This window comes from Calditrichota bacterium (assembly GCA_014359355.1).
Taxonomy (GTDB): domain Bacteria; phylum Zhuqueibacterota; class Zhuqueibacteria; order JANLFK01; family Oleimicrobiaceae; genus Oleimicrobium.
The window spans coordinates 1-13,679 of record JACIZP010000018.1 but is presented as its reverse complement, the minus strand read 5'-3'; the positions used below and the strand labels follow the sequence as shown (position 1 = coordinate 13,679).

12 protein-coding genes are annotated in these 13,679 nt (G+C 61.1%); all 12 read left to right on the top strand.

Annotated features, from left to right (window positions below; translation table 11 throughout):
- The coding region (locus H5U38_01015) for a hypothetical protein (protein MBC7185593.1) at window positions 1-831 on the top strand (831 nt) is incomplete at its 5' end.
- 47 nt (window positions 832-878) lie between these two features.
- Window positions 879-2,252, top strand: a complete 1,374-nt coding sequence (locus H5U38_01010) for a tetratricopeptide repeat protein (GenBank protein ID MBC7185592.1) — start codon at window positions 879-881, stop codon at window positions 2,250-2,252.
- A 1-nt stretch (window position 2,253) separates the two neighbouring features.
- The gene (locus tag H5U38_01005) at window positions 2,254-5,166 is read left to right on the top strand and encodes a tetratricopeptide repeat protein (GenBank protein ID MBC7185591.1); all 2,913 of its coding nucleotides are present in this window, start codon (window positions 2,254-2,256) and stop codon (window positions 5,164-5,166) included.
- Between the two features lie 3 nt (window positions 5,167-5,169).
- Window positions 5,170-5,544 carry a hypothetical protein gene (locus H5U38_01000; protein MBC7185590.1) on the top strand — a complete coding sequence of 125 codons (375 nt, stop codon included), beginning with the start codon at window positions 5,170-5,172 and terminating at the stop codon, window positions 5,542-5,544.
- 66 nt (window positions 5,545-5,610) lie between these two features.
- Entirely contained in the window at window positions 5,611-6,249 is a 639-nt protein-coding gene (locus tag H5U38_00995; protein ID MBC7185589.1) for a MotA/TolQ/ExbB proton channel family protein, read from the top strand.
- On the top strand, window positions 6,249-6,704 hold the full coding sequence (locus H5U38_00990) for a biopolymer transporter ExbD (GenBank protein MBC7185588.1): 456 nt from the start codon (window positions 6,249-6,251) through the stop codon (window positions 6,702-6,704). The genes H5U38_00995 and H5U38_00990 overlap by 1 nt, the downstream gene beginning before the upstream one ends.
- A gap of 22 nt (window positions 6,705-6,726) precedes the next feature.
- Window positions 6,727-7,239, top strand: coding sequence for a biopolymer transporter ExbD (locus H5U38_00985; GenBank protein MBC7185587.1), 513 nt, complete (start codon window positions 6,727-6,729; stop codon window positions 7,237-7,239).
- Window positions 7,240-7,304: 65 nt separating this feature from the next.
- Window positions 7,305-8,654 (top strand): TonB family protein, encoded by a 1,350-nt coding sequence (locus tag H5U38_00980; protein MBC7185586.1) that lies wholly within the window; start codon window positions 7,305-7,307, stop codon window positions 8,652-8,654.
- 176 nt (window positions 8,655-8,830) lie between these two features.
- A complete protein-coding gene (locus H5U38_00975) occupies window positions 8,831-11,500 on the top strand; it encodes a T9SS type A sorting domain-containing protein (GenBank protein ID MBC7185585.1) in 2,670 nt (889 codons plus the stop codon).
- A gap of 298 nt (window positions 11,501-11,798) precedes the next feature.
- Window positions 11,799-12,959, top strand: coding sequence for a 1-acyl-sn-glycerol-3-phosphate acyltransferase (locus tag H5U38_00970; GenBank protein ID MBC7185584.1), 1,161 nt, complete (start codon window positions 11,799-11,801; stop codon window positions 12,957-12,959).
- A gap of 1 nt (window position 12,960) precedes the next feature.
- Window positions 12,961-13,524 (top strand): epoxyqueuosine reductase QueH, encoded by a 564-nt coding sequence (locus tag H5U38_00965; GenBank protein ID MBC7185583.1) that lies wholly within the window; start codon window positions 12,961-12,963, stop codon window positions 13,522-13,524.
- Window positions 13,521-13,679, top strand: a 159-nt coding sequence (locus H5U38_00960; protein ID MBC7185582.1) for an AmmeMemoRadiSam system radical SAM enzyme, incomplete at its 3' end; no start/stop codon positions are given. The genes H5U38_00965 and H5U38_00960, both read left to right, overlap by 4 nt.

The window sequence follows — 13,679 nt, the reverse complement described above, 5'->3', positions numbered from 1 at the left end:
AGGGGCAATGCCTCGGTGATGGTCAAGGATTTCACCGTCAATAGCAGCCTGACGTTCGCCCTGTCGGAGACGTTTGAGTTGACCGCCGGTTTGGCCTTGTACCAGGACGACGGTCAGCAGCTCACGCCAATGCCTGGGGACACGCGACTTGGCCTGAAAGTGGTGCCGTTTCGATGGAACAGCTTCCGCCTCGGCTTCTATCCGATGGTGGTGTTGCCCACTGCAGAGTACCACAACGTCCCGTTTGAGCCGTACTCTTCTGGGAAGACCGCGGTGGCGCTGCTCGGCGTGGCCACTTGGGATCTCAGGCGGAGCTTCCCCCTGACCCCACTCAAGGCGCACTTTAACTTGGGGTACATCGACCATGACCTCAAGGACCGCTTCTTCACCGCACGTGTGGATCAGGTCTTGCTCGGTGCGGGGATCAAGATTCCGGTGCGTTCTTCCTACCTCTTCACCGAGTACACGGGCGAGATGTTCCTAAACAATACCTCAGTGCGCTGGTACCACAATTCCCAGAGACTGACGCAGGGCATACGCTTCCTCGCGCCCTTTGGGCTGGTGGCCGACGTGGCCATCGACGTGAGTCTGGCGCGCAGGCCAGAGGTGGCAGATGAGTTTCATAAGCGCTACGCCGACTGGAAGGTCGCTTTCGGGTTGGCGCGGCGGCTCACGGTGTTCCGCACGTTGGACAAGAAGGCGCGGGAGGCAAAGCTTAGGCAACTGCAGGCGCAGCGGGAGGCAGAATTGCTCCGCCAACGCCGGGAGCAGGCCGCGCGCGAGCTGGAAAACATGAAGAAGGAACTGGAAAAGCCGGAGAAGCCAAGGTAGCTGCAGGCGACGCTGCCCAGGCTGATTTGGGGCTGATGGGAGTGCTGGTGTCCACAGGATGGCGATACATACCCCTGGCGGCGTGCATATGGCTGGCGTGCTGCGTTCAAGCCTATTCGCAGGCAGTGGAACGCGCTGCTGACCGCGACCTTGAGCGGGTGGCCGACCGGCTGCTCAGCGAAGCCAAATCCTACATCAAGTCCGGCTCCTACTGGCAAGCGGCACGGGATTTGGCGCTCCTCTTGGACTACTATCCAGAATTCAAGAGGACTGACGAGGTGCTGCTCCTTCTTGGGGGGTGCCTTTATGAGATGGAACTCTACAACGCCGCCAGTTCCACCTACACCTACCTCGTGAAAAACTACTTCGGCAGCCCGCTTTTGGCCAAAGGACTCCTCGGCCTGCAGAAGACGCGGTACAAGCAGGGTAGGTACCAGGAGAGCCTCAATCTGTACGAGGCCCTGCTGCAAGCGCCCCGCCCTGTGGACGTCGACGACGAGGCGCGCTACTACGCGGGGCAGAGCTACTACAACATCAAAGACTACCCCAGCGCCCTCGAGGCTTTGCTCAATCTTGACCCGCGCAGCGACTACTACAGCTACGGTCTGTACACCGTGGGCCTCTCCCTGCTCAAGATGAAGCGGGTCACCAAGTCGGTAGCCGTGTTTCGCAAGTTGGTCTCTTTGCCGATAATATCAGAGGAGCGTCGTGCGGTAGTCGATGAGGGCCGGCTCACCCTGGGTTACCTCTACTATGAGCTGGGCTACTTCAAGGAGGCGCGCGGCTACTTTGCCGACGTTTCGCCCGAACATCGCCGTTACCCGGAGGCCCTTTTGGGCCGTGGTTGGGCCTCAGTGAAGATGGCCGACTATGCAGGGGCCGTAACTCCGCTGATGACCCTGGTGTCGCGCTTCCCTCAAGACCCAAAGAGCGAAGAGGCACTATTTTTGCTGGGTCGTTGCTATGTGCAGCTCGGTCTGTATGACGATGCGGTAAAGGTGTACGACAAGCTCATCGAGCTGTTTCCCGAAGAGGACAATCTGTCCGCTATGGTGCAGCAGCTGAGCCGTCTATTGACCGCGCAGGAGCAAGAGATAGAGCGCCTGCGCGAAGACTTGCTTCTGCTGGAGGCGAATTTGCTGGATGCGCTGCACGTAGGTCGGCAACCGCGTATGCCTGCCCATCTCAAGGAAGAAAAGGCACGGCTCGACGAGACACGGCGCGCCCTTTTGGAAAACATTGTCCGGGAGCACCAGCGCTTCTTGGAAATGCACAGCACCATTTCCGCGCTTAGGGAGAATCTCAACCTAAAGCTGGAGCGCAAGAGCTGGCGCGCCTACGCGGAATACGGCAAGTCGCGCGCCCTGTTCCTCAAAGGCACGGGTGGAACGCCGACGAAGGAAGGGCAACAGGAGCGGTAGCATGCGGCAGTGGCGGAAAGACTCTGGCAACACGAAGATGAGGGCTTTCTTCCTCCTCGGCGTGGTGTGGTTTCTCGTTGGCATGATGGTGCATTATCCCCTGGCACAGTCGCTCCAGGAGGGCCGGATCTCGCCCTTAGAAGAGGCGCGACTCGATGAGGCCATCCAGGAAAATGAGATGCTGCTGAGCAAGTACCCCGCCTCCGAGTTTGCGCCCACTGTCATGTTCCAGCTGGCGGAGCTGTACGCACGCAAAGCCGACTTGGAGTTTCAGCGGCAGATGACGCTCTACGAAGCAGAGATGGCCAAGTACGACCAAGGCCTCTTGTCGACCCAGCCGGTCATGCCGCGTATCAATCTGCAAAAAGCCATCGCCATGGCAACCAAGCTTCTGGAAAAGTTCCCGAATGTGGACTTTAAAGACCGGGTCTTCTACCGGCTGGGTATGAGCTACCTCGATGAGGGGAACCGGGAGAAGGCGAAGGAGTACTTTGTCCGCCTCCTCGCTGAGGTGCCTTCCAGCCCTCTGGTGCCGGAAGTGAATTTCCGCTTGGGCGAGTACTACTTCGAGCGCCGCGAGTTTCAGGAGGCAATCAACCACTACAAACGGTTGCTTGACAAGTGGGACAGCCCTTACTTCGAGATGGGGCTGTATAAGTTGGGTTGGTCCTACTACAACAGCAACGACTTTGCCAATGCGATTAGCAGCTTTGTCTACCTCATCGAGGAGACCACCGCACTGACGGCAGGCAATCGCGTTGCGGGAGGAGGAACCAAGAGCAAAGCCGACTTGCGCCGCGAGGCCATCGAGTACGTGGCCGCTTCGTTTGCCGAATTCGGCGGGCCGGCCAAGGCGCGCGCCTTTTTCGAGAAGAAACAGAGCCGAGACTACCCCATTCAGGTGTTCCTGAAGATGGCGGATGCCTACAACGCGCGCAATGACTACGACAAGGCCATCGAGACCTACAAAACGATGCTTGAGGTCTTTCCATTCTATCACGAGGCTCCGCTGCTTTACAAGCGCATCGTCGAGACCTATGAGCGCGCCGGCGATGAGGAGAAGGCGAACGAGGCTCGGGAGGTGCTGGCTGCTAACTTTGGCCCGGGGAGCGCGTGGCTTGCTCAGTATCCGGAGGGGGAAATCCGGAGCAACGCCCTGCAGTTGGCGCAAGAGGCGCTCTACGAACTGGGCATCTACTACCAGCGAAAAGCGCACGAGGGCAACAGTGTGCGCGACTACCGCCTGGCGATCGATAGGTTTTCGCAGTACCTGAGCAAGTTCCCCCGCGGTGAGAAAGCTTATCGTGTGAATTACTACTTGGCCGAGTGCCTCTACGAGGTGGGAGATTTCGAACGGGCCGCCGAGGCGTACTACCAGTGCATGACGCAGTACGAGGACGCCACCTTCAAGGAGCAAGCGGCTTACAACCGTATCCTCTGCTACTACAACTTGTGTCAAAAGGGGGCCATGGCGGACACGGTCACGGCCTACATCGACGACTTTCTGGGCTCAGGGATCATGCAGGCTGTGGTGGTGGCGCACCCCAATCAGGCGCGTTTGGTGGAGGCCTGCAACGACTTTGAGCGCTTCCTGTCGCAGAGTCCCAAGCGCGCCGAGGTGCTCATGAAGTTGGGCGAGACGCTCTACGGGCTGGGTAACTTCGAGCTGGCCGTGCAGGCGTACCGCAAAGTGGCAGAGATGGTGGAGCGAACTCCTTATACTGCCCAGGCCATGACCATGATCGCTCAGTCGTACTTCAAGAATGCGGACTACCAAAAGGCGGAAGAGTGGTACCAGCGCCTGGCCGCTACCTATGCGGACTCCGCCGAGTTCGCAGAGCGGGCAAACCGCATGATCGCTTCTTCGCGATTCAAGGCGGCCGAGAGCCTGCGGGATGAAGGGCGCTTGCCCGAGGCGGCCGCCGGTTTCGAGCAACTCGCTGCTTCGGCCAGCGATCCGGAGGTGGCAGAACGGGCCCTGTACGAGGCGGCCCTCCTCCGCGAGAAAGAAGGGGAGAGCGAAAAAGCGGTTGCCCTGTTCGAACAGTTGCCGCGACGATATCCACGGAGCACCTTGGCCGACGAAGCCCTCTACCGCGCGGGGGTTCTGCGGCAAGGCCTCGGGCAATGGCGGGAGGCGGCCGAGGACTTTGCGCGAATGGTGGAGCTGGCGCCTAACTCCAAGTACACCCAGCGTGCCCTGTTCAACGCCGGCTCCTGCTATGAGAATCTCCAGGACTGGCAAGGAGCGCGCCGCGCTTACGAGCGCTACGTTGCCCTCGGTGGGGCCGAGCCCGATGAATACCTGGAGGTGATGTTCAAGGTCGGTGACATGGCGTTCCGCCAGCGAGACTTTAGGGCGGCGCAGGATGCGTTCGCCGGGACCATCACGCAATACAACACCTACATCCTGCGTGGCGTGGTGGTGGATGACTATGTGGCCGCTCATGCCCAGTTCATGATCGGCGAGATTCACTTCGACGAATATTGTCGCATCCAGTTGGTGCCACCGCTGGATAAGAACCTTGCCCGCAAGCGTGACGAACTGAAGCGGGTCCTTGAGGCGTACAAAGAGGCAGCCAAGTACAAAGTGGCCGAATGGGCGACGGCCGCATCTTACCGGATCGGCCTTGCCTTTGAAGAGTTTGTGCGGGCCTTCCTGGAGTCACCACGACCAGACAACCTGACGCCTGACGAGCGCCTGGCTTACGACGAAAAGTTGGCAGAGACTGCCCAGCCATTTAAGGTGCAGGCGTTAGAAACCTACCGGGCCAATGTCAGGCGGGCTGAGGAGAGCAATATCGAGAACGAATGGGTTGCCGAGAGCCGCAAGCGCATGCAGGCGCTGCTCATTGAACTTGGTCCCGAAGGCGGCATGGGTACGGGCCAGAGACCTGGGACAAACAAAGGGTAAGCCATGCGTGGGTGCAATGGCCTCCTCTCCCTGCTGGTCATCTGCCTGATTGTCCTCAGCGGCATGGTGGGTGGAGCAGGTGCTCAGCAGAAGCCTGTGGAGGAGAAGCTGAACAAGATCGTCTCCGACGTGGAGCAAAAGGCCAGCAGCCGTGACCCGTCGGTGGGCGAGGATGCGGTCAAGATTATCCTGAACAAAATCGAAGTGCTTGGGCGCATCGAGAAGCCGCAGGCGGTGTTCATTGTGCCCGGGACCGATCCCCGAGTGGACGACATTGGCATCGACCGGTCCTTTTTCCAGGAAATCTTTCGGCCGGTGGAACGCGACGCGGTGCGCAAGACGCTCAACCGCCATGCTCGGGACTACATCCCCTGGTGAGAACACGTGAGCAGGTTTTGGCTTTTGCAACAGCGGTGAAGATGGTTTGGGAAGAAGAAGGAGGGCGTGAGTTTGGAGACTATTGCGGCGTTTTTCAAGCACGGTGGGCCGTTCATGTATGTCATCGCCTTAGCGATGGTGTTCGGCTATGCGATAGCCATCGAACGCATCATCGTGTTGGCGTTTAGGACACGCATCGATACCCCCGCATTCGTGAACCGCATCCTGGAGTTGGTTCATTCCGGCAACGTGGCGAGGGCCATCGAGTACGCGCGGCGCTCGGAGGCGCCCCTGCCACGCATCGTCCGGGCTGGGCTGGAGCAGTTCCAGAACGGCGGCGGAGAGAAGGACGTGCAACGGGCCTTTGAGCTCGCCGCCTTAGTGGAAGTGCCCAAGATAGAGAAACGCACCCATTATCTCTCCACCATCGCCAATGTCGCGACCCTGCTTGGGCTTTTGGGGACCATCTTCGGCCTCATTGTCTCCTTCCAGGCGGTGGCGCAAGCGGAAGCGGCACAAAAGGCCGAGCTGCTGTCGGTGGGCATCTCGCAGGCCATGAACACCACGGCCTTCGGACTGATCGTCGCTATCCCCTGCCTGCTCGCCTACGGCTACCTCCAGGAGAAGACCAACGGCATCATCGACGAGATCAATGAGAGCGTGGCGCGCATCTTCCAGGGGTTGATGGTGCGCGGGAGCAAGTGATGAACTTGAAGGCGGCAATCGGCAGGGGCAGGGTGCGCGGCGAGGCGGACGTCAACATCATCGGCGTCCTGAACCTCTTCCTCATCCTCGTCCCTTTCCTGCTCTTGACCGCGGTTTTTGTAAAGATCGCCGTGCTGGAGCTCTCTCTGCCGGCAGCAGGTCGCAAGAGCGCGGTGGCTGCTCAGGACAGACCGGCGATCCTCAACATTCTGGCCGTGGAGGAGGATGGCTTTCAGCTGAACAGTCCCTACATGAACCACCCGAAGCTCCCCAAAGTGGGCGGCGCCTTTGATTACAAGGGCCTGGCCGGGCAGCTCAAGGCCGTGAAGGCCAAGTACCCGGAGAGCGAGGACATCGTCATCTCTCCTGCCTCGACGATTCTCTACGAAGTCATCGTCAAGGTGATGGACACCTGCCGGGAGGCAGGTTTTCCTAACATCTCGTTGGCTGGCTAAAAAGGCGGATGCAATCGCGACTATGAACCTTTCCCCAGAGAGCACAGGCTGGCAGCTGTTTCCGACCCGGCGACGTGGCCGCGCCGGAAGCTTCACCCTGCGGCTGACCTCGATGATCGACATGTTCACCATCTTGCTGGTGTTTCTGCTGAAGAGCTACTCGGCCGAGGGACAGATCATGACCATTGCGCGCGACTTGCGCCTGCCGCAGTCCACTGCCACCTTGCCGCCGAAGACGACGTCAATCGTTGCCATCACCCGCGAGTGGATCCTGCTGGATGGGCGCCCCATTGTGCGCAACGCCGAGGTCTTGGAGCGCACCGACCTGGTGATCCCTGCTCTACTCAAAGAGCTCCAGGACTTGCGGGCATTGACCGAAGGGATCGGCCAATTGGGCGCGGTGAGTTCATTTGCTGGGAACATCACCATCCAGGGGGACAAGAGCACCCCCTTTGAGCTGCTCAAGCGGGTGATGGTCACGTGCGGCCGCATGGGGTACAACGATATGAACCTTGCAGTACTGCGCACCGAGTAGATGGGCATGGGTTTCGGAAGCATTGCACACGGGTGGTCAGGGTTGGCAAGGGTGACGCGGAACAGATGGTAAAAGAGCGCATAGTTCAACAGTTGCGGGTAAGGGTGAGCCAGGGCGATGACGTGAGCCAGCGTGTGCTGGACGAGGGGCAGCGGCTCACGGTGGGACGCTCGCCGGGCAACGATGTGGTCGTTTACGGAGAGAACTTTCCGGAACGGCACGTGCTCCTCGGCTGGCTCAATGGAAGGTTTGTTGCCCAGATCCAGGGTTTCGTTCATGGTGAAGTGTGGGTTGATGATTCCCGCCTCAATGTGCGCGACTTGGTGAAGCACGGCCTGCTGCCCAAGCGTGCTGATTCCTACCTCCTCCCGCTGGTGCCTGGCAAACAGGGTTCGCTGACTGTTGGACCGGTGCGCGTCGATTTCTCCTGTGAAAAGGCCAAGGTGGCGGTAGTTCCGCAGGCGAACGAATTCTCGCTGGGCCACAACCTGCTGAAGAGCCTCACTGATGAGCCGCTCTTCAAGGTGGTGCTGGCGAGCTTGCTTCTGGTTGTTGGTGTGACGGTGTGGCAACTGAGTAGCATGACCATTACCGAGCGCAAGCCGGTTGATCTCGAGAAGGTGCCGCAGCGCTTCGCCCGCTTTGTGGTGCGCTCGCAGCTGACCCCGATTGCGGAGACAGGCCGTGGTGGGGTGGCTCCGACTGCGGCGGAAAAGCCCAAGACAGAAGAGGCGGAGCGCTCCTCAGGAGGACAACGTGGTGGCGGCGAGCGGAGCGGTGGCGAGGGTAGGGCAGTCACCAGCAAGGGGTTACTGGGCCTCATCTCCGGCACGGGCGAAGGGGGACGCTCAGGCAGCTTGGTGGATATCCTGATGGACAAGGGGCTGGTGCATGAGTTGGCGGCGGTGGCGGGCGAAACTGACCTGCGCGTGGGGCGCCGCAACGGAGGCGGAAGCGGCAAGGGCTCGGGCCTCGAGGAGTTGTTCGACGCCACCAAGCGCGGAGGCATCGACGACCTGCTCGGCGACCTGGACGCCTCCGTGCCAAGCGTGGAATTGAAGAAGGAGGGGAGCGTCTCCGTGGAGCGCACCGCCACAGTGACTGGCAGCGAGGAGGCCCGCGGCCGCCGCGACCCAGAGACCCTGCGCGCGGTGGTCAGCGCCAACATGGGACGCATCACCTACATCTACAACAAGTACCTCAAGCGCAACCCAAATCTGCAAGGCAAAGTCAGCCTGGACATCACCATTACAGCCAGTGGGCTGGTAAGCAAGGTGGAGGTGGTGGAGAGCACAATCTCCGATCGCGAGTTTATCAACGAGCTATTGAATGCGGTCCGCCGCTGGCGCTTTGAGCCCATAGAAAGCGGCACCGTGGTGGTGAACTACCCCTTCGTCTTCTACCGCGAGAGCTGAAGGATAGTCGGGGAAGATGGGGAGAGAAGGTCTGCTGGTCCGCCGTTGTCGGCACGTCTGCTCGCAAATGTGAGCAAGTCGTGAGCTGACTCCACGTCCCCGCTACTCACGAGGAGCAGGTGCATGGTGTTGTCCCCCCTCGACCATGTCTCACCCTGCTTTTCAATGGCCCCGCAATGAAAACCCGAGTAGCCTTCCTGACGACACTTGCCGTGGTGGCAACGGGTGCCGCTGTGGCACACCCTGGGGTTCGCACCCAGGAGTTGGAAATGTGCGGGACGCCGGGCATAGCCTCCGGGAGTGCCCTGGCCGGCCAAGACAGCGTCCTGGTCAGCATCGCTTACGTTGCCTTCCCCGACCAAGCGGACACGCTGGTGCCTCCATTTTGGCAAGAACTTGAACGTGTCTTCGCTGACTATTTCCTCAAGATGTCGCATGGGCGGCATCTTGCCGGACTGCAGACTCTTCTCCGTCGGGGTTCAGAGACGGCATGTTACCTTGCCAGCTCCACCTACGCAGAGTTCAATCCCGCTACAGACCTGCCTGGATTGTGCACGGAAGTGGTTGCCGCATTGGCGAGGGAACACACCGCGGCCCTGGCAGCCACTGATGTCCTGGTCTTGGCTTTTCTGCAGGACTGCTTGCCAGGGGTTTCCGGCGTGGCCTATCTCCCCTGTGCAGCCGGTGCGCCCTTCCGCGGCCAGGGCATCCTCGTCGACATGCAGCCGAAGGAGATGTTCTTCGGGCTTGTCGCCCACGAGTACGCCCATCTGCTCGGATTTGTCCACCCACCGGGGTACGAGCGAAAATACTTTGGGGACTACTGCCTCATGGACGCCAAGGTGCATCGTCTGGTGCCCTTATGCGTGGAGAATCTCTCCCGTGTGGGGTGGCTCGACTCTGCGCAGGTGGTGGAGGTGACGGACACGCTGTGGAACGTTGCGCTGGCGGACGTACGACGCGGCGGCAGGGTGCTGCGCATCTTCGCCACGCCAAACCAGTACTTTTGGGTCAGCAACCACCAGGGGACTGACCACGACTCGGTATACGCGGGGAGGGGGTTGCTGATCTGGCACATCAAGGTGGACGATGGTTTACCTACCAGCGGGCCGGAAGTTTGGGACGTGGAGAGCGCCGCGGGCTTGTACACGGCTGGCGTTCCTGATCCTGTGGCCGGGTTGGACTCGCTTGACCTTTCTCCCGAGTGCACTGGCTCAGCGGCCGATTTCTTCCAGGCCGGCTCCCCTACGGCAGGCGGGCACCACTTCGGGCCACTCACCAACCCCAGTTCGCAGGCCTATCGGCTGGTGGAAGGGTCGGTGGACAGCTTAGTGCAGGACGTGGATACAGGGGTGGCCCTCCGAATCCGCGCGCAAAAGGCCGACACACTCTTTGTGGACGTCTTCGTTCCGAATCAGCCGCCGCAGTTTGGTCGGGTGCGCCCGCTTCCGGTGGCCATTGCTGCGCGTGAGCACCATGTGGTCGAATGTGAAGTTTTCGACGACCACCGCGTGAAGGAGGTGGCGCTCTGCTACGCACAGGACAGCCTTGCCCAATTCCACCGCCTGCCGATGGTGTTCCTGGGCCACCGTTGGTGGCAAGGTGTGGTGCCGCCTCAGGAGGCCGGCACGTCGTTGCGCTACTTCCTGGTGGCCCGCGACGCTTCTGACTGCGAGGCCAGGCTCCCCGAGGCTGGATTCTTTGCTTCGTCAGTGCAGGGCCGGGTGGTGGCAGCCGTCCACCCTGAGGAGATCAGTCTTTTCGTGCGCCCAAGGCACTGTGGGGAGCAAGCCCTCCAGCTGACCAATCGGGGTGACGGCCTGATGCTCTTTCGGGCGCGTGTGCTGCCAGAGGGAGGGGGGCCAACCGAGGCCTTGTCGCCGCCAACTGAGGTCGTGCCGCACGCTTTAGACCCCGGGCGCTGGTGGGACGCAGCAGAGGTGCGTGTGGCGAGCGACGGCGAGTTGCTGGCTACCATCAAGCTGAAGAACAGCACGGACTGGCTCTTCCTGCGGCAGCAATGCTACTTCTTGCGGCAAGCCGACCGCTATGTGATGGGCATCCAATTCAAATCGGGACCGGAGAGCCCGCGCATCAGCCTCATCGCCAGCTCGCCGTCGCAGCCGAGCGGGCAGGAGCAGCACTGGTACGCAGAGCCGGCCTTCACGGTAGAGCATGGGCAGAGCGTTGACGAGCATGGCCTGCCGTGCACGGTGATGGAGGCGCGTATCGCCTTGCAGGCCCTTGCCGGCCCAGAGGAGACGTGGCCTCGGTTGTCCTTCTTCGCGCAGCAGCTGGGGGACCACCCCGTGGAAAGCCGGGCGGTGGCCTGGCCGCCTCCCGGGCAGGGCTACGACGGGAGCGACCTGGCCCTGCTGCGCACCGACGCGCTCGTCCCCTGGGTGGAGGTTGCGCCGGCGGCGGGGGCGGTGCCGCCAGGTGCGGCCGTCTCGCTTGTTGTCCGCTGTTGTGCGCAACAGGATGCGCGGGCGCGTTTGGTGGTCACCACCAATGCGCCGCGTCAGCCAAACTTCTCGCTGCCTCTCCGGGTTCATGTGGCAGCGGGGGGAGAGGGACTCCTCTTCGTGTACCCAAACCCTTCTATTGCCAGTGCGACCATCGTCCTGAATCTCCAGCAAGATTGTGCTGCAGGGGAGGTGGCAGTATACGACCTGCTCGGGCGCCGGGTGCGCCTCGTGGCACGAGGGCCGTTTGAAGCTGGACGCCACCGCCTGTCCTGGGACGGAAAAGACTCGTCGGGCAGGCCGGTTCCCTCCGGCGTCTACCTGGTGCAGGCAAGACTCGCAACCTGGGTGACAGCCACCAAGCTTGTGCGCTTACGCTGAATGCTCCCCGCCTGAGACCCGCGAAGATTTGACTTGCATCGTGTTCTTGCGTTTTGTAGTTTTCAAGAGCAAAGCGTGCCTGGCGGCTGTTGGTGCTCTGCCAGGGCTTTGGGTTGGAAAAATTGCACGCAGCTCCTTGCTGGCTGCGGAGCCGACTGCCGCTCGGTGCTCAGGCACTAATCGCAGCAAAAGGGCCGCGATGATCGGTGATCTGTTGTACATATGCCCGTTGTGCAAGACTCCGGATGCCATTGCCAAGGCAGGACGCAGGACGGTCTGCAGGCAGTGCGGCGCAGAAGTGAAACGGAGAGGCCGCCTACTGGGCCTGAACGGACGCTTCCGAGACTGCGCCTTCTGGTTTGACCAGGTAACAGCTCTGCAGGAACTGCCAGAGACTGGTTGGCTGGGCGCCGAGTCGCAAGACGCAGGCCTCGGCGTGCTCAGTCAGGCGCGTCCAGCAGGGCGATACCACGCCTACGCCGGGATCGAGGCTGAGTTGGAACGGATGGCGCCAGTGGACGAAGGGCAGGTCAAGCTCACCGACGAGGCTTTTCACTTCTTAGGCAAACGGCAAGAGTGGACTATTCCCTGGCAAGACGTGACCTGCGTGACCACGGACGCGCACTATTTCGTGCTCAAGGCGCGGGGGCAGCGTTGCTTCCACATTCGCTTTCTCCACGAGAGCCCGCTGAAGTATGAACGCCTCTGCCGTGAGGTGCTCCGGGCCTTTTGGCAGCGCCGCGGGATGGCGGAGATCGTGGAGTTTCAGCCTCATGTCACTTTCCGCTGGCCGGGCCGCGCGGAAGGGCGGCATCTGGTGCGCTGGCAGGCGGGAAAGCAACCACCGCGGGAATCGCTTGGCACACGGCTCCTCTACTCTTCCCTGAAAATGACCTTCGGCCTCCTTCTGCGGGCCTTGTTCGGCGTGCGGGTGGAGGGTCGCCAGAATGTGCCGCGGAGTGGTCCTTTCATCCTGGTGATCAACCACGAAGGCTACTTGGACTCCTTTTTCACGCTCACGCTATTGCCACGCAAAGTGGCTTACCTGGCGAAAAACTCGGAGTTCAAGAACAGGGCACTCTGCTGGCTGATGCGCCAGCTGCGGGTGATCCCGGTGCGTCGTCATGAGGTCGATCCTTCCGTGGTGCGCAATGCGCTCCGGGTCTTGGCGGTCGGAGAGCCCGTGGGGATCTTCGTGGAAGGGGAGCGCACCTGGGACGGTCGTCCTTTGCCAGCAAAGGTAGGAACAGTGCGCCTTTTGCTGCGCGCCGGCGTGCCCATCGTGCCGGTACGCATCCGTGGCTCATTCGAAGTGTTGCCGCGCTGGGACAGCCGTCTGCAGCGACATCGGGTCACGCTGACGGTGGGGCGCCCGTTCGTTTTGCCGTTTCCGGCAGACCGCTTGCCAGAGGCTGCCGAGTTCCTCATGCAACGCATTTTCGCCCTGGGGGAGAGGTAGCGTGACGCAGAACCGCCCACCGATTCTCCTGCTTGCCTGCTGCGCGCCGGACGCCACCGTGGCCATAGAACGACTCTCTCCAGACTGGGAGGTGACGGTTTTCTTCTACAATCCGAACATCCATCCGCGCGCAGAGTATGAGCTACGCCTAGCCGAGATGCAGAAAGTGGCGGAGGCGATGCAGGTGCCGCTCATTGCCGGCCCCTACGAAGATGAGCTCTGGTTTGCGACGGTAAGAGGACTGGAAGGCGAACCGGAGAGGGGCCGCCGGTGCCATGTCTGTTTCCGCATGCGGCTGGAAGCGACTGCGCGCCAGGCGACGGAATTGGGTGTTTCGGTCTTTACCACCACTCTGACCGTCAGCCCGCACAAGGATGCGCGCACCATTTTTGCCTTAGGGCAGGAGTTGGCCGCACAATACGGTCTTGAATTCTTAGCCGCGAACTTCAAGAAGCAAGATGGCTTCAAGCGCAGCATCGAACTGAGTAAGGCGCTGGGACTCTATCGGCAAAACTACTGCGGTTGTTTATTCAGCCGCAGGAATCATGGCGTGGAGGAGGCATGAAAGAGGCGCTGTTCTACGCCAAGCTCGAGGGGGGCAAAGTGCGCTGCGAGTTGTGCCCGCACCAGTGCATCATCGGCGAGGGAAAGACGGGTGTTTGCGGTGTGCGCCAGAACAGGGGCGGCGTACTTTACTCGCTGGTTTACGGCAAGGCGATC